General features: G+C 66.6%; 18 protein-coding genes and 4 tRNA genes. 13 read left to right on the forward strand and 9 right to left on the reverse strand.

What is annotated here, in order from left to right; translation table 11 throughout:
- The first annotated feature begins 60 nt into the window (after window positions 1–60).
- The 3 genes from mmsB to KGR00_RS06000 all read left to right on the forward strand — a co-directional run bounded on the left by mmsB (window position 61) and on the right by KGR00_RS06000 (window position 2006).
- Window positions 61–972 (forward strand): 3-hydroxyisobutyrate dehydrogenase, encoded by a 912-nt coding sequence (gene mmsB / locus KGR00_RS05990; protein ID WP_224417301.1) that lies wholly within the window; start codon window positions 61–63, stop codon window positions 970–972.
- Window positions 969–1367, forward strand: a complete 399-nt coding sequence (locus KGR00_RS05995) for a rhodanese-like domain-containing protein (RefSeq protein ID WP_224417300.1) — start codon at window positions 969–971, stop codon at window positions 1365–1367. The genes mmsB and KGR00_RS05995 overlap by 4 nt, the downstream gene beginning before the upstream one ends.
- A 63-nt stretch (window positions 1368–1430) precedes the next feature.
- The gene (locus KGR00_RS06000) at window positions 1431–2006 is read left to right on the forward strand and encodes a DJ-1 family glyoxalase III (RefSeq protein ID WP_224417299.1); all 576 of its coding nucleotides are present in this window, start codon (window positions 1431–1433) and stop codon (window positions 2004–2006) included.
- A 10-nt stretch (window positions 2007–2016) separates the two neighbouring features.
- On the opposite strand, the gene KGR00_RS06005 is transcribed toward KGR00_RS06000, so the two are convergent.
- On the reverse strand, window positions 2017–2850 hold the full coding sequence (locus KGR00_RS06005; RefSeq protein WP_224417298.1) for a pyruvate, water dikinase regulatory protein: 834 nt from the start codon (window positions 2848–2850) through the stop codon (window positions 2017–2019).
- A 232-nt stretch (window positions 2851–3082) separates the two neighbouring features.
- On the opposite strand from KGR00_RS06005, the gene ppsA reads away from it, so the two are divergent.
- Window positions 3083–5455 (forward strand): phosphoenolpyruvate synthase, encoded by a 2373-nt coding sequence (gene ppsA, locus KGR00_RS06010; protein ID WP_129138519.1) that lies wholly within the window; start codon window positions 3083–3085, stop codon window positions 5453–5455.
- A gap of 77 nt (window positions 5456–5532) precedes the next feature.
- On the opposite strand, the gene KGR00_RS06015 is transcribed toward ppsA, so the two are convergent.
- The 3 genes from KGR00_RS06015 to acnB all read right to left on the reverse strand — a co-directional run bounded on the left by KGR00_RS06015 (window position 5533) and on the right by acnB (window position 10998).
- Window positions 5533–7365 carry a glycerophosphodiester phosphodiesterase family protein gene (locus tag KGR00_RS06015; protein WP_224417297.1) on the reverse strand — a complete coding sequence of 611 codons (1833 nt, stop codon included), beginning with the start codon at window positions 7363–7365 and terminating at the stop codon, window positions 5533–5535.
- Window positions 7366–7505: 140 nt separating this feature from the next.
- On the reverse strand, window positions 7506–8108 hold the full coding sequence (locus KGR00_RS06020) for a porin family protein (RefSeq protein WP_129138517.1): 603 nt from the start codon (window positions 8106–8108) through the stop codon (window positions 7506–7508).
- Between the two features lie 286 nt (window positions 8109–8394).
- Window positions 8395–10998 carry a bifunctional aconitate hydratase 2/2-methylisocitrate dehydratase gene (acnB, locus tag KGR00_RS06025; RefSeq protein ID WP_224419800.1) on the reverse strand — a complete coding sequence of 868 codons (2604 nt, stop codon included), beginning with the start codon at window positions 10996–10998 and terminating at the stop codon, window positions 8395–8397.
- Window positions 10999–11225: 227 nt separating this feature from the next.
- Between acnB and KGR00_RS06030 the strand changes: the two genes are divergently transcribed.
- The 3 genes from KGR00_RS06030 (at window position 11226) to KGR00_RS06040 (ending at window position 16272) form a co-directional block, all read left to right on the forward strand.
- The gene (locus KGR00_RS06030) at window positions 11226–11678 is read left to right on the forward strand and encodes a DUF1289 domain-containing protein (protein ID WP_129138515.1); all 453 of its coding nucleotides are present in this window, start codon (window positions 11226–11228) and stop codon (window positions 11676–11678) included.
- Window positions 11679–11684: 6 nt separating this feature from the next.
- A complete protein-coding gene (locus KGR00_RS06035; protein WP_129138514.1) occupies window positions 11685–12311 on the forward strand; it encodes a tRNA-(ms[2]io[6]A)-hydroxylase in 627 nt (208 codons plus the stop codon).
- A 61-nt stretch (window positions 12312–12372) separates the two neighbouring features.
- Window positions 12373–16272: an AAA family ATPase gene (locus KGR00_RS06040; protein WP_224417296.1), complete on the forward strand. Its 3900-nt coding sequence runs from the start codon at window positions 12373–12375 to the stop codon at window positions 16270–16272.
- Between the two features lie 97 nt (window positions 16273–16369).
- On the opposite strand, the gene KGR00_RS06045 is transcribed toward KGR00_RS06040, so the two are convergent.
- Both KGR00_RS06045 and KGR00_RS06050 read right to left on the reverse strand, forming a co-directional pair.
- On the reverse strand, window positions 16370–17104 hold the full coding sequence (locus KGR00_RS06045; protein WP_224417295.1) for a UDP-2,3-diacylglucosamine diphosphatase: 735 nt from the start codon (window positions 17102–17104) through the stop codon (window positions 16370–16372).
- Between the two features lie 66 nt (window positions 17105–17170).
- Window positions 17171–17665 (reverse strand): peptidylprolyl isomerase, encoded by a 495-nt coding sequence (locus KGR00_RS06050; RefSeq protein ID WP_129138511.1) that lies wholly within the window; start codon window positions 17663–17665, stop codon window positions 17171–17173.
- 144 nt (window positions 17666–17809) lie between these two features.
- Here KGR00_RS06050 and KGR00_RS06055 point away from each other — a divergent pair, with 144 nt between their 5' ends.
- On the forward strand, window positions 17810–19489 hold the full coding sequence (locus tag KGR00_RS06055) for a glutamine--tRNA ligase/YqeY domain fusion protein (protein WP_224417294.1): 1680 nt from the start codon (window positions 17810–17812) through the stop codon (window positions 19487–19489).
- Between the two features lie 2 nt (window positions 19490–19491).
- Complete coding sequence (cysS, locus tag KGR00_RS06060) at window positions 19492–20874, forward strand: cysteine--tRNA ligase (RefSeq protein ID WP_224417293.1); 1383 nt, start codon at window positions 19492–19494, stop codon at window positions 20872–20874.
- Window positions 20875–20952: 78 nt separating this feature from the next.
- Here cysS and mtnN read toward each other — a convergent pair whose 3' ends face one another.
- From mtnN to folD, 3 genes are all read right to left on the reverse strand, one after another.
- Window positions 20953–21678 carry a 5'-methylthioadenosine/S-adenosylhomocysteine nucleosidase gene (gene mtnN, locus KGR00_RS06065; RefSeq protein ID WP_129138508.1) on the reverse strand — a complete coding sequence of 242 codons (726 nt, stop codon included), beginning with the start codon at window positions 21676–21678 and terminating at the stop codon, window positions 20953–20955.
- A gap of 25 nt (window positions 21679–21703) precedes the next feature.
- The gene (locus KGR00_RS06070) at window positions 21704–22168 is read right to left on the reverse strand and encodes an S-ribosylhomocysteine lyase (RefSeq protein WP_129138507.1); all 465 of its coding nucleotides are present in this window, start codon (window positions 22166–22168) and stop codon (window positions 21704–21706) included.
- Window positions 22169–22231: 63 nt separating this feature from the next.
- Window positions 22232–23101, reverse strand: a complete 870-nt coding sequence (gene folD / locus KGR00_RS06075) for a bifunctional methylenetetrahydrofolate dehydrogenase/methenyltetrahydrofolate cyclohydrolase FolD (RefSeq protein ID WP_224417292.1) — start codon at window positions 23099–23101, stop codon at window positions 22232–22234.
- Between the two features lie 199 nt (window positions 23102–23300).
- On the opposite strand from folD, the gene KGR00_RS06080 reads away from it, so the two are divergent.
- The 4 genes from KGR00_RS06080 (at window position 23301) to KGR00_RS06095 (ending at window position 23797) form a co-directional block, all read left to right on the forward strand.
- Window positions 23301–23377, forward strand: a tRNA-Pro gene (locus tag KGR00_RS06080).
- Window positions 23378–23464: 87 nt separating this feature from the next.
- Window positions 23465–23541, forward strand: a tRNA-Arg gene (locus KGR00_RS06085).
- 68 nt (window positions 23542–23609) lie between these two features.
- Window positions 23610–23684 (forward strand) — tRNA-His (locus tag KGR00_RS06090).
- 38 nt (window positions 23685–23722) lie between these two features.
- A tRNA-His gene (locus KGR00_RS06095) sits at window positions 23723–23797 on the forward strand.
- Window positions 23798–24060: the final 263 nt, after the last annotated feature.

A 24060-nucleotide genomic window follows, 5' to 3' on the forward strand; every position in this document is an offset into this window, starting at 1 on the left:
CGGCGCGGGGGCAAGGCGTGCGAAGTCCGCCATTCACAACAACCAGCAAAGGAACACGTCATGCAAATCGCATTCATCGGCCTGGGCAACATGGGCGCTCCGATGGCCGTCAATCTGGTCAAGGCCGGGCATTCGGTGGTGGTCTTCGATCTGGTGGAGGCGGCCATGCAGGTCGTCGAAGAGGCCGGTGCGCGGCGTGGCGCCTCGGCGCGCGAGGCCGCCGACGGTGCCGAGGTCGTGGTATCGATGCTGCCCGCCGGCGAGCACGTCAAGGCGCTGTATCTGGGCGGCGACGACCAGCCCGGCCTGCTCGACGAATTGACCGAGCGGCCGCTGCTGATCGATGCCTCGACCATCGCCCCCGAGGACGCCCGCGAGGTGGCCGGGGAGGCCGCCCGCCGCGGTCTGAGCTATCTGGACGCGCCGGTGTCGGGTGGCGTCGGCGGCGCCAGGGCCGGGACCCTGACCTTCATCGTCGGCGGCAGCGACGCGGGCTTCGCCCAGGCCCGACCGGTGCTCGAGGCGATGGGCAAGAACGTCTTCCACGCCGGCGACAGCGGTGCCGGTCAGGTCGCCAAGATCTGCAACAACATGCTGCTCGGCATCCTCATGAGCGGTACCGCCGAGGCGCTCGCACTGGGCGTCAAGAACGGCCTCGATCCGGCGGTGCTCTCCGAGATCATCAAGCAGAGCTCCGGCGGCAACTGGGCACTCAACGTCTACAATCCCTGGCCGGGGGTGATGGAGCAGGCGCCGGCCTCCAACGACTACCAGGGCGGTTTTCTGGTCGACCTGATGAACAAGGACCTGGGCCTGGCGACGAGTCTGGCCCTGGCGTCGCGTGCGCCGATCCCCATGGGCGGGCAGGCGCGCAATCTCTATGCGCTACATGCCAGCCAGGGCAGCGGCCGGCTGGATTTCTCGAGCATCCAGCGGTTGTATCGCGCCGGCGAGGAGGGCGAGACATCGTGACGTCCCGCATCATGGGGGTCGCCGAACTGGTGGCCCAGGCCGAGCGCGAGATCGAGACGCTGAGCGTCGACCAGGCATTGGCGCTGCACGGCCGCGACGGTGTCACCTTCGTCGACATTCGCGACGTGCGCGAACTCGCCCGCGAAGGACGCATTCCCGGCGCCGTGCACGCGCCGCGCGGCATGCTCGAGTTCTGGGTCGATCCGGCCTCACCGTATCACCGCGAGGTGTTCGCCAGCGGCGACCGCTTCGTGCTGTTCTGCGCCCTGGGGCAACGCTCGGCGCTGGCCGTCCAGCAGTTGCAGCGCATGGGGTTCGGCCCGGTGTGCCACATCGGCGGCGGTTTCAGCGCCTGGCGCGAGGCGCGGGGGCCGGTCACGCGAGATGGCGATTGAACGCCGTTGCTGGACTTCTATCCTGAGGGGAGTGGTGTAACCGACCCTGGAGGAGACGATTCCATGGCGAAGGTATTGCTCGCGGTGGCCGACGGAAGCGAGGACATCGAGACCGTCACCCTGATCGACGTGCTGCGGCGCGCCGATGTCCGGGTCACGGTGGCATCGGTGATGGCAGAACCGGTCGTGACGCTGTCTCGCGGCACGCGGCTGGTCGCCGACACCCGGCTCGAGGCGCTGGACGAGGACGCGGACTTCGATGCCATCGTCCTGCCCGGCGGCATGCCGGGGGCCGAGCACCTGCGTGACACCGGACACCTGACCGCGTTGCTGCAACGTCAGCGCGATGGCGGCGGCTGGATCGCGGCGATCTGTGCCGCGCCGGGCATCGTGCTGGCGCGGCACGACCTGGTGCGCGGTCACGTGGTCACCGGCTACCCGGCCTTCCAGGCCGCGCTGGAAGACGCCGGCGGTCACCTGTCCCAGCAGCCGGTGGTCGAGGACGGCCGGCTGCTGACCAGTCAGGGGCCGGGGACGGCGATGGCCTTCGCCCTGCATCTGGTGCGCCTGCTGGTCGACGATGCCACGGAGCGGCGGATCGCCGAAGGCTTGTTGATGGAGCTGGCCGGGCAGTATTGAGCGGCCGGCGTCAGCGCGGGCTGAAGCGCCGCTGCAGGCCGGTTTCGGCGATCAGGCGGGTGGATATCTCCTCGATCGAGAAGCGCGTGGTATCGATGTAGGGGATGTGGTGACGCCGGTAGAGCGCTTCGGCCTGCTGGATCTCCTGCAGGCACTGGTCGATGGAGCAGTAGCGGCTGTTGGGGCGGCGCTCGCTGCGAATCGCCGCCAACCGGCGCGGGTCGATGGTCAGGCCGAACAGCTTGTGACGGTGGGGTGCCAGGGCGCGGGGCATCTTCAGCATGCCGTCCTCGTCCAGGTCGTCCTCGGTGAGCGGGTAGTTGGCGGCGCGAATGCCGAACTGCAGGGCCAGGTAGAGCGACGTGGGCGTCTTCCCGCAGCGCGAGACACCGATCAGGATCACGTCGGCGGTGTCGTACTGATGGATCCGCGCGCCGTCGTCGTTGTCCAGCGCGAAGTGTACCGAGTCGATGCGGTGCATGTAGACGTCGTCCTGGCCGATGGCGTGGGTGCGGCCCACCGAATAGGACGAATGGACGTTGAGTTCCTCCTCCAGCGGGGCGAGAAAGGTCGTGAACACGTCCACCTTGAAGCCCGGCGCCCGGCTGATGATCTCGCGGATCGCCTGATCGACGATGGTGTCGATGATGATCGGCTTCTCGCCGTCGCGCACCGCGGTGGCCTCGATCACCGCGGCCAGGTTCGCGGCTTTCTCGGTGGAGTCGATGTAGGGCTTGGTGACCATGCGGATCTCGAGACTGGCGAACTGGGCGAGCAGGCTGCGGCCCAGGGTCTCGGCGGTAATGCCGGTGCCGTCGGAGATGAAGAAAGCGGTGCGGGTCATGCCGGGATTCTCGCGGGAAGTTCGCGATATTGTCGCGGTTCGCGGGAGGGGCGACAACCGAGTTCGCTGGCCCGACTACAGGAAAGCACCGCAAACGCCCGGTGTTGTAAAAATACTCCAGTGACTTCGCTATTAGACTAATGGCTAATAAGGGGTCGTCTTGGTACCGTGTCGTCCATCTGGCAAGCACGGCGCACTCGGCGCCGGCACCGCATTGGATCAAGGGGGTCTCTTGGAACACTACATCGAATGGTTCGATCGCCTGGGCATGGACGACGTCGATCGGGTGGGCGGCAAGAACGCGTCACTGGGTGAAATGATCTCCAATCTCGCCGATGCCGGTGTCACCGTGCCCGGCGGTTTCGCCACCACGGCCCACGCCTATCGTCAGTTCCTTGCCCACGAGGGGCTCAACGAGCGCATCAACGCCGCACTCGCCAGGCTCGATGTCGACGATGTCGGCGAGTTGACCCGGGTCGGGCGCGAGATTCGCCAGTGGGTCATCGACACCCCCTTGCCGCCGGAATTCGAGGCCGCGCTGCGCGAGGCCTATCGCGAGCTCGAGTCGCGCCATGCCAACCTCAAGGTCGCGGTGCGCTCGTCGGCGACCGCCGAGGATCTGCCCGATGCGTCCTTCGCGGGCCAGCAGGAGACCTTCCTCAATATCGAAGGCTTCGACAACGTCAAGCGTGCCGTCCACGAGGTCTTCGCCTCGCTGTTCAACGACCGCGCCATCTCCTACCGCGTGCATCGTGGCTTCGATCATGCCCAGGTCGCGCTGTCGGCGGGGATCCAGAAGATGGTGCGCTCCGAAACCGGCGCCGCCGGGGTGATGTTCACCCTCGACACCGAATCCGGCTATCGCGATGCGGTGTTCGTCACCGGTTCCTGGGGCCTCGGCGAGACCGTCGTCCAGGGGGCGGTCAACCCCGACGAGTTCTACGTCCACAAGCCGACCCTGGCCGCCGGACGCCCCGCCGTGCTGCGCCGCACGCTGGGGTCCAAGCTGATCAAGATGACCTACACCGACGAGGCCTCGGCGGGCAAGTCGGTGCAGACCGTGGACGTGCCGCTGGGCGATCGGGCCCGCTTCTGCATCAGCGACGAGGATGTCATGGCGCTGGCCCGGCAGGCAGTGATCATCGAGCAGCACTACGGCCGGCCGATGGACATCGAGTGGGCCCGCGACGGTGATGACGACAAGCTCTACATCGTCCAGGCGCGTCCCGAGACCGTGGTCTCCAATCAGGAGGGCGGCAAGCTCGAGCGCTTCCAGTTGAAGGAGAAGGGGCGCCAGCTGATCGCCGGTCGGGCGATCGGCCAGCGCATCGGCAGCGGCGCCATCAAGGTGGTCGAGTCCACCGAAGAGATGGACAAGATCAATCCCGGCGACGTGCTGGTCACCGACATGACCGACCCCGACTGGGAGCCGGTCATGAAGCGCGCCTCGGCGATCGTCACCAACCGCGGCGGGCGCACCTGCCACGCGGCGATCATCGCCCGCGAACTGGGCATCCCGGCGGTGGTGGGTTGCGGCGATGCCACCGAGGTCCTCGAGGAGGGCCGCGAGGTCACCGTCTCCTGCGCCGAGGGTGACACCGGCCACGTCTACGACGGCCTGCTCGACTACGACTGCAAGACCACCAGCGTCGACAGCATGCCGGAGCTGCCGTTCAAGATCATGATGAACATCGGCAATCCCGACCGCGCCTTCAACTTCGCCGGTCTGCCCAGTGCCGGGGTCGGCCTGGCGCGTCTCGAGTTCATCATCAACCGCATGATCGGCGTACACCCCCGGGCGCTGATCGATTACGCCACCCTGCCCACCGATCTCCAGCAGATCATCGACGTGCGTACCGCCGGTTACGACGACCCGGTCTCCTTCTACGTCGACAAGCTGGTCGAGGGCATCTCGACCCTGGCGGCCTCGTTCCATCCCAAGCGGGTGATCGTGCGCCTGTCGGACTTCAAGTCCAACGAGTACGAGAACCTGATCGGCGGCAAGCTCTACGAGCCGGGTGAAGAGAACCCGATGCTCGGCTTCCGCGGCGCCTCGCGCTACATCTCCGAGGACTTCCGGCCCTGCTTCGAGCTGGAGTGCCGCGCGCTCAAGCGTGTCCGTGACGAGATGGGGCTCGACAACGTCGAGATCATGGTGCCGTTCGTGCGCACCCCGGAGGAGGCCCGCCAGGTCGTCGACCTGCTCGCCGCCAACGGCCTGAAGCGTGGCGAGCGCGGCCTCAAGGTGATCATGATGTGCGAGCTGCCGGCCAACGCGCTGCTCGCCGAGGAATTCCTCGAACACTTCGACGGCTTCTCGATCGGTTCCAACGACCTCACCCAGTTGACGCTCGGCCTGGATCGCGATTCGGGGATCGTGGCGCACCTCTTCGACGAGCGCAATCCGGCGGTCAAGAAGCTGCTGTCGATGGCCATCGCTGCCTGCCGGGCGCAGGGCAAGTACGTGGGGATCTGCGGCCAGGGGCCGTCGGACCATCCCGACCTGGCCAAGTGGCTGATGGAGCAGGGTATCGACTCGGTGTCGCTGAACCCCGATGCGGTACTCGAGACCTGGTTCATGCTGGCCGGCGAAACCCTGGGCTGAGCCTCACGACGCAACACCTCCCCCTGCCCGGTCTCGCGAGAGGCCGGGCTTTTTTCGTCTTGGATTCGGGGACGCCCTCAAGAGTGTAACCAGCTGCGCAGCTTCAACAGCAGCAATTCGCCGTCGCTGAGATCGTCGCGCTCGCGCAGCACCTCGCGAAGCAGGGCCGGTCGGTCGGTGATGATGTTGTCGACGCCCAGGTCGATCAGCCGGGCCATCTGCCGGCGATCGTTGACCGTCCAGGCATGCAGGGCGTAGCCGCGGCGATGCGCGGCCTCGACGCTGTGTTCGGTGATCCGGTTGTAGCGCAGCCCGAGGGCGTCGATGGGTCCCAGGTAGAGCCCGCCGCGAACCAGGAACTGGGCGAACAGGGTGGTGCGCAGTGTCGGGGCGCGGCGCTCCACCGCGGCAATCGCCCGCGACGAGAGCGAGGCGATGACGATCTCGTCGTAGCGCTCCCGCGGCAGGCGCTCGAGGACGGCGTCGACCAGCGCCTCGGCATTGCCGCCCACCGGCTTGAGCTCGATGTAGAGCTTGACCCGACCCCGGGTCGCGTCCAGCACCTGGCTCAGCGACGGAATGCGCTGCCCGCGATAGGCGTCGCCGAACCAGCTGCCGACATCGATGCGCTGGATGTCGGCCCAGGCCATCTCGCTGATGCGCTGCGATGAATCGATGAGGCGGCGCAGGCTGTCGTCGTGGGAGACCACCACCCGATCGTCCGCCGACAGGCGCACATCGAACTCGATGTAATCCGCGCCGTCGGCGATCGCCCGATCGAAGGCCGCCAGGGTGTTTTCCGGTGCCTGGGCGGCGCTGCCACGGTGCGCGGTGACCGTGACCGTGTCGTGGATCTCGAAGCTGTTGAGTACCGACCACGCCTGCCAGGCGGCGAACGCCAGCACCAGGGCCTCGGCGCCCCACGCCACCCAGGCCGGATGATCGTGCGAGGTCGGGGTCGGCGGCCGCGGTCGCCGGTGGGCCAGGCGCAGATAGACGCAGCCGCCGAGCAGACTGTTGATCGCCGCCCCGATAAAGGTCGCCGTCAGGGCCAGCAGGCCGTAGAGCGTGAGATAGCCGAGCATCGCCGGCATGAGCACCGCCACCCGCTCGGGCAGCCACCACAGCAGCGGTGTGAACAGGGCGTCGAACAGGGCGGACGCCGCTACCGGCAGGGCGATGATCAGCACCGCCGGGAGCGCGACGGGCAGCAGCAGGTGACGGTGGCGGCCCCGGGTCAGCGTCCGGCTGCGCCTCAGGGCGCTCAGGGCGGAGCGATCCTCGAGCATCAGCACCGCCAGCGCCTGTGACCAGCGCAGATGGAGGCTGGCCGCTGCCCACAACCAGAGCAGCAGGGGGGCGATGCTCGCCGCGAGGAAGCCCCACAGGGCCGGCGGATGGGTCTGGGAGATGACATAACTCTCCATGTCGCCCAGGCACAGCTGGTAGAGCCCGGTCAGCGCCAGGATCATCGGCAGGGCGATTGCGACCTGGGCGCCGGTCTGTACCAGGGTCAGCAAAGTCAACCCCGGCAGGCGGCGGCCGACGCCCCACAGGGCTTCCAGGGCGAGGCGGTAGCGATTGGCGGCGGGGCGGGTCACCACCAGCAACATGCCGGCCTGCTGCAGTACCAGCAGCAGGCTGGCGAGACCGATCGCCACCAGCATCCAGAGCAGTCCCAGCGGGGTGAGGATGGTGTCGAGGAGTTGCGTGCCGGTGAGCAGCGGACGGCCCAGCCGCTTGAGCAACGCCGCCAGCAGTGTGGCGCCGATCGGCAGCAGGAGCGTCGTGGCGAGCAGGGTGAAGAAGAGCTGGTAGGCGACCAGCGGCCGCCAGTGTTCGCGCAGGGAGCGACCGACTGCCAGCCCCAGGGCGCGGGGCGCCAATGCGCCGGAGGTTGTCTCGAGCATGCCTTCAGACTGTCACCGTTCCCGGGGCGCTGGCAAACCCGTCCACCTGGCCAGCGGACGCGGTGCCCCGGGATACGCGCTGTCGGTGAACGAACGACGCCGGGCGGGGCCCGGCGTCGCGTGACGATGTCGCGGTGGGCTCAGAAGCGCCAGCCGGCCGATGCGGTGAAGGAGTCGATCTGGTAGTCGCTGTCGAAATCGTAGCGTTCGTATTCGGCGCGGATCAGGAAGGGGTCCAGGTTGAACTGGGCGCCGACGCCGTAGACCGGGTCGGTACCGTCCTGATCTTCCAGATCGACGTTGGCGTTGCCCAGGTTGCCGTCGACGTCGGTCTCCCACTTGGCGATACCCGCCTTGGCGAAGGCGGTGAACCAGGAGGTGATCGGCAACTGGCCGACCGCGCTCACCCCGTAGGCGCTGGACTCGAGATCGGTGTTGGCGCCGTTGTTGCCTTCCAGGCGCGTACGGCCCAGATCGGCGTAGAACACTTCGGTGGCGAAGTAGGGGTTGAACTCATAGCCGACGAAGCCCTTGAAGACGTTGTCGTCATCGTCGACATCGAAATCCTCGCTGCCGGACTCGATGAAGTTATCGATCTCGTCGTCGTCATTCTTCAGCGAACTGAAACCGGTGCCGATCCCCAGATACAGCCCCTTGCCGTCGTCGGCGGCGAGGGCCGGCGTGGCGGCGACGAGCAGGCCGGTGGTGGCCAGTGAGGCGGTCAGCAGTGTCCTGATGGTCATGCGTGTTCTCCTTGAAAGCAGCGTCGCGGGTCGCGAGCGGTGCGTGGGAAGACTCGCGAAGCCCGAGCAGCGGTGGCTGATTCGTTGGCGTTCGGAGTGGCATCCTGCCAATGACATGCGATGTGACACACGGTTGAACGAGACGTCATGAAATTAAGTCGAACGCTGTTCGATATCAAGTATCGCGAGGTAACGCCTTGTAAGCGTTCGTATAAAAAAGCGCCCCGCTCGGGGCGGGGCGCTTCGGTCATCGATTGACGATGTTGCGAGCATCGGAATCGAAGGATCAGGCTTCCTCGACGAGAGGAATCACGTTGGAGGCCGCCTTCTGGAACTCCTCGATCTCGTGGAAGTTCATGTAGCGGTAGATCTCCCCGGCCATGGCGTTGAACTCGCCCATGTAGCCCTGGTATTCCTCGACGGTCGGCAGGCGACCCACGACCGCCGCCACGGCGGCCAGTTCGGCGGAGGCCAGGTAGACGTTGGCCCCGTCGCCCAGACGGTTGGGGAAGTTGCGAGTCGAGGTCGACACCACGGTGGACTTGGGCGCCACGCGCGCCTGGTTGCCCATGCACAGCGAGCAGCCGGGCATTTCCATGCGCGCACCGGCACGACCGTAGATGCCGTAGTAGCCCTCTTCCGTCAGCTGATGCTGATCCATCTTGGTCGGCGGTGCAAGCCACAGGCGCGTCTTCAGGCTGCCGGCCGGCTGTTTCTCGAGCAGTTTGCCGGCGGCGCGGAAGTGGCCGATGTTGGTCATGCACGAGCCGATGAAGACTTCGTCGATGGTCTCGCCGGCGACCTCGGAGAGCCGGCGAGCGTCGTCCGGGTCGTTGGGCGCGCAGAGCATCGGCTCGGTGATGGTATCCAGGTCGATCTCGATCACCTCGGCGTATTCGGCGTCGGCATCGGCGCGCATCAGGCTGGGGTTGGCCAGCCACGCTTCCATGCCCTGGATACGCCGCTCGAGGGTGCGACGGTCGCCGTAGCCCTGGTCGATCATCCACTTGAGCAGGGTGATGTTGGACGTGAGGTATTCACTCACGCTGTCTTCCGACAGGGTGATGGTGCAACCCGCGGCGCTGCGCTCGGCGGAGGCGTCGGACAGCTCGAAGGCCTGCTCGACGGTGAGATCCTCGAGGCCCTCGATCTCCAGCACGCGGCCGGAGAAGGCGTTCTTCTTGCCGGACTTCTCGACGGTCAGCAGGCCCTGCTGGATGGCCTGGTAGGGGATCGCGTGAACCAGGTCGCGCAGGGTGATCCCCGGCTGGCGCTTGCCCTTGAAACGCACCAGGATCGATTCCGGCATGTCCAGCGGCATGACGCCGGTGGCGGCGGCGAAGGCCACCAGCCCGGAACCCGCCGGGAAGGAGATGCCCATCGGGAAACGGGTGTGCGAATCACCGCCGGTGCCCACGGTGTCGGGCAGCAGCATGCGATTGAGCCAGGAGTGGATGATGCCGTCGCCCGGACGCAGCGAGACGCCGCCGCGGTTCATGATGAAGTCGGGCAGGGTGTGATGGGTCTCGACGTCGACCGGCTTGGGATAGGCGCTGGTGTGGCAGAATGACTGCATCACCAGGTCGGCCTGGAAGCCCAGACAGGCCAGATCCTTGAGCTCGTCGCGGGTCATCGGCCCGGTGGTGTCCTGGGAGCCCACGGTGGTCATCTTCGGCTCGCAGTACATGCCGGGACGCACGCCGTCCATGCCACAGGCCTTGCCGACCATCTTCTGCGCCAGGGTGAAACCGCGGTCGGAATCGGCCGGCTGCTCGGGGGTCTTGAAGACATCGGACGGGCCCAGGCCCAGCTCGCTGCGCGCCTTGTCGGTCAGGCCGCGACCGATGATCAGCGGGATGCGCCCGCCGGCACGCACTTCGTCGAGAATCACGCGGGTCTTGAGCGCGAAGGTGGAGATCACCTCGTCGCTGTCGTGGCGGGTCACCTTGCCGTCATACGGATAGACGTCGATGACGTCGCCCATCTCGAGTCGGGAGACGTCGAACTCGACGGGCAGGGCGCCGGCGTCTTCCATGGTGTTGAAGAAGATCGGCGCGATCTTGCCGCCGAACACGAAGCCGCCGGCGCGCTTGTTGGGCACGTGGGGAATGTCGTCGCCGAAGAACCACAGCACCGAGTTGGTGGCGGACTTGCGCGAGGAGCCGGTACCCACCACGTCGCCGACGTAGGCCACCGGATGGCCCTTGGCCTTGACCGCCTCGATCTGGGCCAGCGGGCCCTTGCTGCCCGGCGCCTCGGGCTCGATGCCGTCACGCGGGTTCTTGAGCATGGCGTTGGCGTGCAGCGGGATGTCGGGGCGCGACCAGGCGTCGGGGGCGGGAGAAAGATCGTCGGTGTTGGTTTCGCCGGGGACCTTGAACACCGTCAGGGTGATCTTTTCGGCCAGCGCCGGCTTGGCCAGGAACCATTCGGCATCGGCCCAGGACTGCAACACGTCCTTGGCCACGGCGTTGCCGGCCTTGGCGCGTTCGGCGACGTCATGAAAGGCGTCGAACATCAGCAGCGTGTGCTTGAGCTGCTCGCCGGCTTCCTTGGCCAGGGTCTCGTCGTCGAGCAGTTCGACCAGGGTGGCGATGTTGTAGCCGCCCTGCATGGTCCCCAGCAGCTTGACCGCGTGCACCTTGTCGAGCAGCGGCGATTCGGCGTCGCCCTTGGCGATGGCGGTCAGGAAACCGGCCTTCACATAGGCTGCCTCGTCGACGCCGGGAGGAACGCGGTCGGTGATCAGTTCGAGCAGGAACTGTTCCTCGCCGGCCGGCGGGTTCTTGAGCAGTTCGACCAGTTCGGCGGTCTGCTCGGCGTTGAGCGGCTTCGGCGGGACGCCTTCGGCAGCGCGTTCCTCGACATGTTGGCGGTAGGCTTCAAGCACGTTGGGGACCCTCATCGATTATCGGAATCCAGCAGGGGCAGGAAATGGGGGGTGATCGTCCGTGAACATCGCGGTTTTCCTGCGTCCTCCGGCCCTGTCTGAGCCGCGCGCATTCTACGGGAAACTGTCGACAATGTTAAGTCGGGCGCTGCCGGGCCCGTCCCGGCGCCAGACTATCGTCGGTCGTCGAGTGCCGCGTTACCATGGGGCGTCTTGCCGGAGGTGCCATGTCAAAACGAATCGTCTCGCCCTGCGTCGGGCTCTGTTCCACCACGGTCGGCGACACGGTGTGTCGCGGTTGCCAGCGCAACGACATCGAGATCCGTGACTGGTTCCGCTACGACGACGACGAGCGTCGCGCCGCCATGCAGCGCCTGGACGCCTGGCGCGAGACGGCGGCCGGGCGCTATCTGCGGGTCACCGATGCCGACCAGCTGCAGGCTCAGCTCGAGCGCCACCGCATTCGCTTTCGCCACGATCAGCCGTCGCTGTCGCGCGCCGTCGAACTGCTGCGCGTGGGCCGCGACCGGATTCGCGACATCCGCCGTTACGGCCTGGAGCCGAGGGGTCAAGGAAACGGCCTGGCGGCCGATGAACTCCATGAGGCGATATCGCGAACGCTGATGGCCCAGGCGCGGGCCCACCGGCAGAGTCTCGATACCGATCCATCCACGACGTGAACGCTCATGCCCGATACCTGTGAAACCCTGTTGCCCGCGGACCTGCAGGCCTTCCTGCCGTGCCCCACGCCCGATGCCTGGGTCGCGGCGGCGCTCGCCAACCCGTCACTGTTGCTGATCGACCACGCCCAGTGCGAGAAGAAGGCCGCCTCGACGGCGATGAGCCTGATGTATCGCTACGTCGACCGGCCGTTGCTGCTGGTCAAGATGTCGCAGCTGGCCCGCGAGGAACTCCTGCATTTCGAGCAGGTGGTCAAGCTGATGGAGGCCCGCGGCGTCGACTACCGGCATATCGGGGCCTCGCGCTACGCCGAGGGGCTGCGCCGCCACGTGGCGCGGGAGGACCCGGAGCGGCTGATCGACGTCCTGATCGTCGGCGCCCTCATCGAGGCGCGCTCCTGTGAACGCTTCGCGCGGCTGATTCCGCACCTGGACGATGAACTTGCCAAGTTCTACCGCTCTCTGGTTAAGTCGGAAGGGCGGCACTATGAGGATTACCTGATGTTGGCCCGGCGTTTCGCGGTATCGCCGATCGAGTCACGCATCGCCTTCTTCGCCGAACGCGAGCGCGAGCTGATCGAATCGCCCGACGACATGTTTCGGTTCCACAGCGGAATACCCGCGGTGGCTTGAGGGAGAGCACAGGGAAGGGGTGCTCGCTGTCGCTGACAGAACGACGCAGGAACTGATAACAATGGCACGGACTTTCTCCGGCACTACCCAGTTGACGCTGTTCGGTCATTTCTCGCTGTGTCTGGGCGAGGACACCCTCACCCAGTTCAGCTACGACAAGGTCAAGGCGTTGCTGGTTCACCTGCTGCTGCAGGGCCAGCCCGTCAATCGTGCCGCGCTGGCCGAGCTGCTGTGGCCCGATCAGGGCCTTTCCTCGGGACGTACCAATCTGCGTCATGCCCTGCATTGCCTGCGCCAGAGCCTGGGCGACGAGGCCGACAGGACGCTCAGCGTCTCGCGCCAGACCATCGCCTTCGAGCTGCCGAGTGACTGGGGGTTCGATCTGCGGCGCCTGGATACCTTGATTGCCGAGCCGGCCGATGTCGCACACCTCGAGCACGTGCTGACGCTCTATCGTGGCGACCTCGTCGAGGACCTGCAACTCGCCCAATGTGCGGAATATCAACGCTGGCTGGTTCGCGTCCGTGGCGAGTGGCGTCAGCGGGTGCTGGGCTATGCCGAACAGGTGCTGGAGAGCGGCGAGGAGGTGCCCGGCAACCTGCTGCGGACCCTGGTCAGCCGCTTTTCCGGTTATGCGCCTTTCCACGAGCGGTTGATCCGCCAACTCATCGAGCAGGGGCAGTCGGCCGCGGCCCACGAAGAGTACAACGCCTATCTGCAACTGCTGGCGCTGTCCGGTCAGCAGCCCGAGCCGAGCATTCTCCAACTGGCGCGCTACTGGTCGGATGGCGGCAGCGAAGGACGGCCGGTGACCCCCCAGGGCGCCTATTCGCGGACCCTGGCCGACGACTCCCGACCGTTGCACGACGACGAGATCGAGCACCGCCAGCTATCGGTGATGGCGATCCGGCTGCGGCTGCGCGGCGAATGGGAGGAACGCGGCGAGGCCCGGGACTGCCTGGCGCTGCAGATCGAGCTGCTGCGCTGGCTCGAGCGTCAATGCCATCATCTGGGTGGCTTCTGGCTGCCCGGCGCCACCGGCGGCCTGGGCCTGGCCTGTTTCGGGACGCACGGGCCGGCACACCAGCTCGCCGAGCTGGTGGCGCTCTACGAACATTGTCGGCGTGCGCTGCCCGACGAGATCGCACAGCACTGGTGCGGTGAGGGCGACGCGCCGCGTTTCGAACTGGCGGCGGGGCTCGACAGCGGGCGGGTGCTCTACCTGCCCGAACGGCAACTGGTCGACCCACTGGGCCAGGTCACGCAGCGGGCGCTGGAGTTGATGAGCGCGGCCGAAGGCAGTGAGCTGGTGATCTCCCAGGACGCCAGCCAGCACATGCCGCCGGCGCTCGATCTGCAACCGCGGCTGTCGTCGCGCCTGCTGGCCAGCGACGGCAAGGTGCGTCTGCGGGCGCTGGTGCTGGGCGCCGACGAGGGCGGGCGCAGCACGATCCCCCCCAGCCTGATCGGTCGCGAGAGCCCCTTGCGCAAGCTGCGCGATGCCCTGGCCCGTGCCGGCCTGGGGTTGCGCCAGAGCCTGCTGGTCCAGGGGGCCTCGGGCATGGGCAAGTCGGCCCTGATGGTCAATTTCCGCCAGCGGGTGCAAAGCGAGGACGTCTCGCTGTGCTGGCAGTCGACCACGCGCATGTCGATGCAGGAACCGTTCGGTCTGGCGCGCATGCTGCTGCGCTGGCGCTGTGGCGAGGGCTACGACGGCGACAACGTCAATCGCCTGCTGGTCGAGCAGCATGACGAAGCGGTGGTCGAGGATCCCTCGCATTGTCAGTTGCTGCACCAGGCGCTGGGGCTGGCCACGATCGATGATACGGCGGCCGTCGCCCAGAGCGGCGAGGCGGTCGAACTGCTGGTCGGGGTGCTGCATCGGCTGATCGAGCGCGCCACCGCCGACAAGCCGCTGGTGCTGATGATCGACGATCTGCAGTGGATCGACGAGCCGTCGTTGAAACTGCTTTGTGGTCTACAGGCCCGGCTGCCCATCAATTGCGGTTTCCTGCTCGTCGCCAGCCATCACGGCCGCGAGCCACTGCCCGTCAAGCTCCACTGGGATCAGCAGATCGTGCTCGACAAGCTCGACGCGATGCAGTCCGCGCGCCTGCTTTCGCAGCTGGCGCGTCGCTATCGTCTGCATCTCAGCCCACGCTTGCGCGGTCAGCTCATCGAGCGTTGTGAAGGGGTGCCGCTCTACCTGCAGGAGATCTGCCGACGCCTCGACATGGACCGCCGCGAAGGTCGCAAGGTCCAGGTCGACGAGTTGCCTCGCGGGCTGCTGGGGCTGCTGGCCAGCCGTATCGATCAGCTCGACGGCGATCGGCACGTCACCCATGTGGCGGCGGTGCTGGGGCGGCAGTTTCGCTTCGACTTTCTCCGCGAGTGCAGCCAGGTCGACACCGATCGGCTCAAGCAGGCACTGGACCACATGCGCCGGCTGGAGATCATCGAGCGCTGCGACGCCCACAGCGAATACGAGTATCAGTTCACGCATCCGCTGCTCCAGGAGGCCGCCTACCTGTCCTGTCCGCGGGACGTGCGCACGCGCATTCACCAGCAGGTGGTGGGGCTGATCGAGGAGCGTTTCCCGATGTGGATCAGCCGCCATCCCGGGGATTTCGCCACCCATCTGCGGCGCAGCGGGCACTACACGCGTGGGGCGCGCTACTTCGAGCTGGCGGCGCGCGAGGCACTCAAGGTCAGCGCCAATCGCACCGCGCTGCGCATGGCCGACCTGGGGCTGGCCAGCCTGCGTCAGGTGGAGGGACAGGCCGAGCGCGAGATCAGCTTGCTGACCGTGCGCGGCCAGGCTGCCTTCGCCCTGGAAGGGCACGGCTCGCCCACCGCCCACGAGAGTTTCGTCAAGGCGCGGGAGCTCATCGACTGTGCCCCTGGCGACGACGAGGAGACCGAGCTCGAGCAGCGTTTCCTGGTCAAGTGGGGGCTCTGGGTCGGCTGCAGCCAGCGTTTCGCGCATGCCGATGCCTTTTCTCTGGCCTCGGCGATGGCCGCCGTGGCCGGGCAGTTGCCCGATCCCCGCTATCGTCGCCTGGCCGATTATGCCCGGGCCCATTGCGAGTACTGGGCGGGACGGGTGCGCCAGGCCCACGACCATCTCGAGGAGATCGACCCGCTCCATCAACCCATGATGCTCGAGTGGTTGCCGTTCTCCGATCATCCTCAGGTGGCCGCGTCCTGCTATCAGGGCTGGGCGATGTGCCTGCGTGGCGATTACCGCCGCGCCGAGCAGCAGGTCGAGGCGGCGATCCGTCTCGCCGAGGCGTTCAACCACCCCGGCTCGCTGGCGCTGGCGCTGCTGAGCGCCGCGTCGACCTATCGCCAACTGGGCCATGTCCACCTGGCGGGGGCGCGTGCCGAGCGGGCTCTCGAGCTGACGCGCACGCCGGATCTGCATCTCTGGCACGTGACCGCCCAGTGTGCGCTGGGATGGCATCGCGCCCTGACCGGGGATCGTGCCGGGCTGACGATGATCGAGTCGGGACTCGAGGAGTTTGCCGAGCTGGTCGGCCGCGATCGCCATCAGCGGCCGATGCTGTGGTACGTCGATGCCTGCATGGCGCTGGACGAGTTGACGCTGGCCGAAGATTACCTCGATCAGTGTCTGATGATGGCGCGTGAGCGCAACGTGCTCTTCGTCCCGGAGCTGTCGATTCAACTGGCGCGGGTCTACCAGCGTCTGGAGCGCTCGCCGGAGATGATTCGCCGCCTGGTCGAGCAGGCCATCGAGCAGGCCCGCGAACACGACAACGTGCATCATCAGTTGCATGCCCTGGAGTTCTGGCTGGAGAGCGTGGCGCCGGGCGACGAACGGGCGGGTGAAACGCTGCGTCACATGCTCGGTGAAATCACCCAGACCGATGCACCGGTGCTGCTGCGCTGGCGGACCCTGCTCGACCAACAGTTATCCAGTTCGGCGGCCTTCGAGTCCTGAGTGAGTTGCCGCCGGGCCGCCGGATCGCCGGGCCGCCGGATCGCCGGCCGCCGGATCGCCGGCGGCAAGGCGCTGGGCCGGGTGGCGAGCCGGTGGATCAGGCGTCGAGCGGGAAGTCGCGCAGCACCGGTTCGCCGTCCGCCTCGACGCGGATCTCCCAGCCGCGATCGGGCTGCCAGTCGCCGAGCACGATCCGCCGTGCCGGCTCGCCGGCGATTTCGAGCGCATGCACGGCCGGGCGGTGGGTGTGGCCGTGGATCAGCGTGCGAACCCCGTGCTCGGCCATCACGCGTGTCACCTCCTCGGGGGTGACGTCCATGATGTCCTCGGCCTTGTTGGAGTTGGCCTCGCCGGACTGACGGCGCAGGTCCTGCGCCAGTGCCAGACGCTGTTCGACGGGCAGGGCGAGGATCTGTGCCTGCCACTGGGGGTCGCGTGCCTTGGCGCGAAACGCCATGTAGGCGGCGTCGCGCGTGCACAGGCTGTCGCCATGCATCAGCAGCGCGCGTTCGCCGCCGAGTTCGATGCTGATCGGGTCGGGGAGCAGGGTCGCGCCGGTCGCCTCGGCGAAGCCCTCACCGATCAGGAAGTCGCGGTTGCCGTGCATGAAATAGAGCCGCGTTCCCGTGTCGCTCAGGCGGCGCAGGGCGTCGAGGATCGTCGCCTCGAAGTCGCCCTGGTAGTCGTCGCCGATCCAGGCTTCGAACAGGTCGCCGAGAATGTACAGGGCGTCGGCGCCGGCGGCGTGCTCGGTCAGGTAGCGCTTGAAACCCTCGGCGATGTCGGGGGCCTGGGGATGCAGGTGCAGGTCGGAGATCAGCAGTGTCGTCATGGGCGGTCGACGGTCGGTGGATGAGGCTGGCTCGAGGCGGCCCGTGAGCACGGGCCGCAGGCGGTGTCAGTCGCGGATCTCGGCGCGCTGGATGACGACGTCCTCGGCGGGCACGTCGGCATGCATGCCGCGACGGGTGGTGGGCACGGCACGGATCTTGTCGACCACGTCCATGCCGGCGACGACCTGGCCGAAGACGCAGTAGCCCCAGCCCTGCAGGTTCTTGCCGCGATGATCGAGGAAGTCGTTGTCGGCGACGTTGATGAAGAACTGCGCGGTCGCCGAGTGCGGGTCCTGGGTACGGGCCATGGCCACGCTGCCCTTGCGGTTCTTCAGGCCGTTGTCGGCCTCGTTCTCGATCGGCTCGCGGGTGGGCTTCTGGGAGAAGTCGCTGTCGAAGCCGCCGCCCTGAACCATGAAACCATCGATCACCCGGTGGAAGAGGGTGTCGTCGAAGTGGCCGTCGCGGACGTACTGTTCGAAGTTGGCCGCGGTCTTGGGCGCGTTGTCGTGATCGAGTTCCAGGTGGATCTCGCCGTAGTTGGTCTGCAGGACGATCATGGGAGCTTTCCGAACTGTCTGGATGGTGCGCCTTGGCGAAGCGCGCTGGCGTCACGCTATAATAGCCGCTTTCGAGCGACGCGCGAAGCCGTCGGCTTCAAACCGCGCGCGACACCCGAACATCAAGAGGTTCTCCGACGTCCCATGACCCACGAGAGTAGCAGCGCCCCGAACTTCATCCGCAACCAGATTCGCGAGGAAGTCGACGCGGGTACGGTGGACACCGTCGTCACCCGGTTTCCGCCGGAACCCAACGGCTTTCTGCACATCGGCCATGCCAAGTCGATCTGCCTGAACTTCGGGATCGCCGAGCAGTTCGGCGGGGACTGCCACCTGCGCTTCGACGACACCAACCCGGCCAAGGAGGAGCAGGCCTACATCGACGCCATCAAGACCGATGTCGAATGGCTGGGCTTTCGCTGGGCCGGCGAGGTGCGCTATGCCTCGGACTATTTCGACCAGCTCTATGCCTGGGCGCAGCATCTGGTGCGCGAGGGCAAGGCCTACGTGGATGACCTGTCGCCGGACGAGATTCGCGACTACCGGGGGACGCTGACCGAGCCGGGGCGGCCGAGCCCCTATCGCGACCGTTCGGCCGACGAGAACCTCGATCTGCTCGAGCGGATGCGGCGTGGCGAGTTCGCCGAGGGCGAGAAGGTGCTGCGCGCCAAGATCGACATGGCCTCGCCCAACATCAATCTGCGCGACCCGATCCTCTACCGGATCCGCCATGCCAGCCATCATCAGACCGGCGACAAGTGGAAGATCTACCCCTCGTACGACTTCACGCACGGCCAGTCGGACGCCATCGAGGGTGTGACGCATTCGATCTGCACCCTGGAGTTCGAGGATCATCGGCCGCTCTACGAGTGGTTCCTGAACAACCTGCCGGTGCCCAGTCGCCCGCGCCAGATCGAGTTCGCGCGGCTCAACCTCAACTACACCGTGACCTCGAAGCGCAAGCTCAAGCTGCTGGTCGACGAAGGGGTGGTGGATGGCTGGGACGACCCGCGCATGCCGACCATCTCGGGCATGCGGCGGCGCGGCTACACGCCGGCGTCGATCCGCAAGTTCTGCGAGATGATCGGCGTGACCCGTGCCGAGGGCGGCATGGTCGACATCGCCATGCTCTACCACGCGATCCGCTCCGATCTCGAGGACAACGCGCCGCGGGCGATGTGCGTGCTCAAACCGCTCAAGGTGGTGCTGACCAACGTCGGCGAGGATCATGACGAGGTCTTCGAGGTGGCGGGACATCCCGCCCGTGACGACATGGGCGTGCGTCGTCTGCCGTTGACCCGCGAGATCTGGATCGACGCCGACGATTTCATGGAGGAACCGCCCAAGAAGTTCTTCCGCCTGGCGCCGGGCAAGGAGGTGCGCCTGCGCAACGCCTATGTGATTCGCTGCGACGAGGTGATCAAGGGGGCTGACGGCGAGATCGAGGAACTGCGTTGCTCGGTCGACTTCGACACCCTCGGCAAGAACCCGGAAGGGCGCAAGGTCAAGGGCGTGATCCACTGGGTCAGCGCCGCGCATGCGGTGCCGGTCGAGGTGCGTCTCTACGACAACCTGTTCCAGGTCGAGGCGCCCGACAGGGATCGCGACGTCGACTTCCTCGAGCATCTCAACGACGCGTCGCTGAGCGTGGTCGAAGGCTACGCCGAGCCGAGCCTGGCCGACGTCGCGCCGGAAACGCGCTATCAGTTCGAGCGGGTGGGCTACTTCTGCGCCGACCGCTATGCCGTCGCCGAGGGCAAACGGGTCTTCAACCGCATCGTCGGACTCAAGGACACCTGGGCCAAGATCCAGAAGAAGGGCTGAGCATGCAGATCTACAACACCCTGACTCGTACCAAGGAAACCTTCGTTCCGCTCGAGCCGGGCAAGATCCGCATGTATGTCTGCGGGATCACCGTCTATGACTACTGCCACATCGGCCACGCCCGGGTGATGGTTGCCTTCGACGTGATCACCCGCTACCTGCGCTCGCGGGGCTTCGAGGTGACCTATGTGCGCAACATCACCGACATCGACGACAAGATCCTCAAGCGCGCCGAGGAGAACGGCGAGTCGATCGCCGCGCTCACCGAACGCATGATTGCCGCCATGCACGAGGACGAGGGGCGTCTCGGCGTGCTGCGTCCCGATCTCGAACCGCGCGCCACCGGCCACGTCGACGCGATCACGGCGATGATCGCGACGCTGATCGACAAGGGCTATGCCTATCGGGCCGACAACGGCGACGTCTACTATCGGGTGCGCCGCTTCGCCGACTACGGCAAGCTCAACAATCGCGACCTCGACGAGATGCGCGCCGGCGCCCGGGTCGACGTCGAGGCGCACAAGGAGGATCCGCTCGACTTCGTGCTGTGGAAGGCGGCCAAGCCGAATGAGGCGAGCTGGCCCTCGCCCTGGGGTGAAGGGCGCCCGGGCTGGCACATCGAGTGCTCGGCGATGTCGACGCGCTGCCTGGGCGAGACCTTCGACATCCATGGCGGCGGGCCGGACCTGACCTTCCCGCACCACGAGAACGAGATCGCCCAGAGCGAGGCGGCGACCGGCAAGCATTACGTCAATACCTGGATGCACGCCGGGGCGGTGCGCGTCGATCAGCAGAAGATGTCCAAGTCGCTGGGCAACTTCTTCACCATCCGCGACGTGCTGGCGGTGCACGACCCGGAGGTGGTGCGTTACCTGCTGGTGGCGAGCCACTACCGCAGCCCGATCAACTATGCACCGGACGCGCTCGACGACGCGCGCCGTTCGCTGGAGCGCTTCTACAACGCCCTGGCGGGCGTCGAAGCGATCGAGGGCGAGGTCGACACCGACCATGCCGCGCGCTTCACGGCGGCGATGGACGACGACTTCAATACCCCCGAGGCCCTGGCGGTGCTCTTCGACCTGGCGCGCGAGCTCAACCGCGCCAAGGCCGACGGTGACGAGCGAGCCGCGGCGCTGGCCTTCGAGCTCAAGCGGCTCGGGGGTATCCTGGGGCTCTTCGGTCAGCAGCCGGAAGCCTTCCTGCAGGGGGGCGAGTCGGCGCTGCCGTTGCCGGAAGCGGAGATCGCTGCGCGCATCGCCGCGCGTGCCGAGGCCAAGAAGGCCCGGAACTTCGCCGAGGCCGACCGTATTCGCGACGAGCTGGCGGCGCTGGGCATCGTGCTCAAGGATTCCCGCGAGGGCACGACCTGGGTACTGGATCGATAAGCGGTATCGCCGCCGGCCGACAAAAAAACCGCGCCTCGTCAGCGCGGTTTCTTGTGCCTCGCAGGTCTCTCGGCCGGGTCAGGCCTCGTGGGGCTCGTGGCGCGGCGTGCCGAGGCGCACGATCATCGCCTCGACCATTTCGGCCGAGTGACGGGCCGCCTGATCGATGAAGGCGGTGAAGGAGAGGTTGGATTCCTTGCCGGCGATGTCCGACAGCGCGCGAATCACCACGAAGGGGCAGCCGTAGAGATGGCAGGTCTGGGCGATGGCGGCGGCTTCCATCTCGGCGGCGAGCATCGTCGGGAAGCGTCCACGGGTCCGCTCGACGGCGTCCGGACAGGCCATGAAGGCATCGCCGGTGGCGATCAGGCCTTCGTGAACACGCAGGTGGCCGAGGCCCTCGATGCACTCCCTGGCCACGCGCACCAGGCGCTCGTCCGGCAGGTAGGCGGCGGGCATCTGCGGCACCTGGCCGTGCTCGTAGCCGAAGACCACGGCATCGACGTCGTGATGGCGCACCTCGCTGGAGATCACCACGTCGCCCACCTCGAGGCCGGCGCCGAAGCCGCCCGCCGAGCCGGTGTTGATGATCGCCTCGGGGTGGTACATGTCGAGCAGCAAGGTGGTGCCGATGGCGGCGTTGACCTTGCCGATGCCCGACTGCAGGATCACCACCTCGACGCCCTGCAGGCGGCCGATGTAGAACGTCGAGCCGACGTGATGGCGGATTTCGCAGCCTTCCAGGCGCGAGGCCAGCAGCGCGACCTCCTCCTGCATGGCGCCGATGATGCCGATCTTGTGCATGCGCTGAATCGTCTCCCGTCGCGGCTCAGGCAAAGACCTGACCCCATTCGTCACGTTTGGCGAGGAAGTCGCGGGCGAGCTGCTGGGCGCCTTCCAGGCTGTGGCTGGCCGCCCAGCCGCACTGCATCTCGTTGCAGGCGGGGACCTCGTCGGCGTCGAGGATGTCCTTCAGGGTGGCCTCGAGCAGGTCGAGCACGCCGTCATAGTCGTCGTGGTTGAGCATGGCGACGTAGAAGCCGGTCTGGCAGCCCATCGGGCTGATGTCGACCACCTTGTCGCTGTGATTGCGCGAGAGCTCCGCCATCAGGTGCTCGAGCGAGTGCAGGGCGGGCATCTCCATGTGCGCCTGATTGGGCTGGCAGAAACGCATGTCGTACTTGTGAATGCTGTCGCCGTGCTCGCCGGTCTTGACGCCGGCCAGGCGGACATAGGGGGCCTTGACCTTGGTGTGGTCGAGGTTGAAGCTCTCGACGTTCATCTGATCGCTCATCCAGGACTCCACGGGTTGCTGTTGAAGGATCGGGTAATTCGTTAGGGGCGAAATTATATACGTTCAGTCCCGGCTCTGCATGGCGTCGTGCAGCTCGGCCGCGAAGAGGGTGTTCTCGAGCAGCGACGCCACGGTCATCGGCCCGACGCCGCCCGGCACCGGCGTGATCAGGCTGGCGCGCTCGGCGGCCGGGGCGAATTCGACGTCGCCGACCAGCTGGCCGTCGTCCTGGCGATTGATGCCCACGTCGATCACCACGGCGCCGGGTTTGACCCATTCGCCCTTGACCAGATCGGGAATGCCCACAGCCACCACCAGAATATCGGCACGTTCCACATGCGACTTGAGGTCCCGGGTGAAACGGTGGCAGACGGTAGTGGTGCTGCCGGCCAGCATCAGTTCCAGCGCCATCGGGCGGCCGACGATGTTGGAGGCGCCGACGATGGTGGCGTCGAGTCCGCGGACCTTGACGCCGCTTTCCTGGAGCAGGGTCATCACCCCCTTGGGTGTGCAGGGGCGCAGGACCGGCAGGCGCTGCGCGAGCCGCCCGAGATTGTAGGGATGAAAGCCGTCGACGTCCTTGTCGGGGTGGATGCGCTCGAGAATCGGCCGGGCGTCGAGGTGTTCCGGCAGGGGGAGTTGCACCAGGATGCCGTCCACGGCCGGGTCGGCATTGAGGCGATCGACCAGCTGCTCCAGCTCGCTCTGGCGGGTGTCGGCCGGCAACGAATGACGAAAGGACAGAATGCCCGCCTTGTCGCACGCCTTGTGCTTGTTGCGGACGTAGACTTCCGAGGCCGGGTCTTCGCCGACCAGGACCACGGCGAGGCCGGGGACCCGGGCCCCCGACTCACGGCGGGCTTCGACCTGTCGGGCGACCTGTTGGCGGACGTGCGCGGCAATGGCCTTGCCATCGATCAATTGGGCGGTCATCGGGGATTCCTTTGATACTTGGCGGCGCTGGGACGGAGCCGAGAAAGAAAGGCGCTGATTTTCGCATGCAATGCCCGCCAGTCAAAGCGGCCGATAGCGAGGGTGTTCGCTAAAGGCTTGACCCGCGGAGGAAGTTGCGTAAAATATGCAGCGCTTGACGAGGCCCGGTGGCAAGCGTCAAGGCCGTGTATCTCGCCGGCGGGGTATAGCGCAGTCTGGTAGCGCGCCTGCTTTGGGAGCAGGATGTCGGGGGTTCAAATCCCTCTACCCCGACCATCTGTTGCAGGCAGGTTGGCCCGCTTCAGCTGGAACTCGCGCCGTAGTGAACGAAGCGGCGGTGTGAGAGCTAGGCCATGGCAAAGCGCGCCTATAGCTCAACCGGATAGAGCAACGGCCTTCTAAGCCGTAGGTTGCAGGTTCGAGTCCTGCTGGGCGCGCCAGATTGGTGGCCGGCTGGCCCGGGAACCCGCACCCTGGGGTCTCGTCGAACGATCGATGCAGGGCAGTGGTGGATGTAGCTCAGTGGTAGAGCCCCGGATTGTGGCTCCGGTGGTCGTGGGTTCGATCCCCATCATCCACCCCATTCGCCTGCTTCGATGCTAGCGCCTGATACGAGTCGTGGTGGATGTAGCTCAGTGGTAGAGCCCCGGATTGTGGCTCCGGTGGTCGTGGGTTCGATCCCCATCATCCACCCCATCTCGTCGGCGTGCGTTTTTCCTTCCCTCTTCCTGTTTTGCCTTCGACAACGACGGACTTCGCCCACGCGTGGTGCGTAGGTGCAGTCGGGCCGTTTGCGTCTTGTCGGCGCGTGTCTCCAGTCCCGCTTCGGGATATTCGTGCCTCATCCCTTGCAAGTGGTGCCTCGCGTCCCCATATCCGGGTCAAAGGTTGGGCGCGCTTGCCAGGGCGCGCGGGGATTCTTAAAATCCTCTTCTTTTGAACGCACTTCACAAGCCCTA

This window comes from Modicisalibacter sp. MOD 31.J, from assembly GCF_020147985.1.
Classification (GTDB): domain Bacteria; phylum Pseudomonadota; class Gammaproteobacteria; order Pseudomonadales; family Halomonadaceae; genus Modicisalibacter; species Modicisalibacter coralii.

What these genes read in the sequence shown, in the direction of transcription:
- mmsB (WP_224417301.1), top strand. Translation starts at nt 61, where the DNA reads ATGCAAATCGCATTCATCGGCCTGGGCAACATGGGCGCTCCGATGGCC.
- KGR00_RS06000 (WP_224417299.1), top strand. Translation starts at nt 1,431, where the DNA reads ATGGCGAAGGTATTGCTCGCGGTGGCCGACGGAAGCGAGGACATCGAG.
- KGR00_RS06005 (WP_224417298.1), bottom strand. Translation starts at nt 2,850, where the DNA reads ATGACCCGCACCGCTTTCTTCATCTCCGACGGCACCGGCATTACCGCC.
- KGR00_RS06015 (WP_224417297.1), bottom strand. Translation starts at nt 7,365, where the DNA reads ATGCTCGAGACAACCTCCGGCGCATTGGCGCCCCGCGCCCTGGGGCTG.
- KGR00_RS06020 (WP_129138517.1), bottom strand. Translation starts at nt 8,108, where the DNA reads ATGACCATCAGGACACTGCTGACCGCCTCACTGGCCACCACCGGCCTG.
- KGR00_RS06030 (WP_129138515.1), top strand. Translation starts at nt 11,226, where the DNA reads ATGTCAAAACGAATCGTCTCGCCCTGCGTCGGGCTCTGTTCCACCACG.
- KGR00_RS06035 (WP_129138514.1), top strand. Translation starts at nt 11,685, where the DNA reads ATGCCCGATACCTGTGAAACCCTGTTGCCCGCGGACCTGCAGGCCTTC.
- KGR00_RS06040 (WP_224417296.1), top strand. Translation starts at nt 12,373, where the DNA reads ATGGCACGGACTTTCTCCGGCACTACCCAGTTGACGCTGTTCGGTCAT.
- KGR00_RS06045 (WP_224417295.1), bottom strand. Translation starts at nt 17,104, where the DNA reads ATGACGACACTGCTGATCTCCGACCTGCACCTGCATCCCCAGGCCCCC.
- KGR00_RS06050 (WP_129138511.1), bottom strand. Translation starts at nt 17,665, where the DNA reads ATGATCGTCCTGCAGACCAACTACGGCGAGATCCACCTGGAACTCGAT.
- KGR00_RS06055 (WP_224417294.1), top strand. Translation starts at nt 17,810, where the DNA reads ATGACCCACGAGAGTAGCAGCGCCCCGAACTTCATCCGCAACCAGATT.
- cysS (WP_224417293.1), top strand. Translation starts at nt 19,492, where the DNA reads ATGCAGATCTACAACACCCTGACTCGTACCAAGGAAACCTTCGTTCCG.
- mtnN (WP_129138508.1), bottom strand. Translation starts at nt 21,678, where the DNA reads ATGCACAAGATCGGCATCATCGGCGCCATGCAGGAGGAGGTCGCGCTG.
- KGR00_RS06070 (WP_129138507.1), bottom strand. Translation starts at nt 22,168, where the DNA reads ATGAGCGATCAGATGAACGTCGAGAGCTTCAACCTCGACCACACCAAG.
- folD (WP_224417292.1), bottom strand. Translation starts at nt 23,101, where the DNA reads ATGACCGCCCAATTGATCGATGGCAAGGCCATTGCCGCGCACGTCCGC.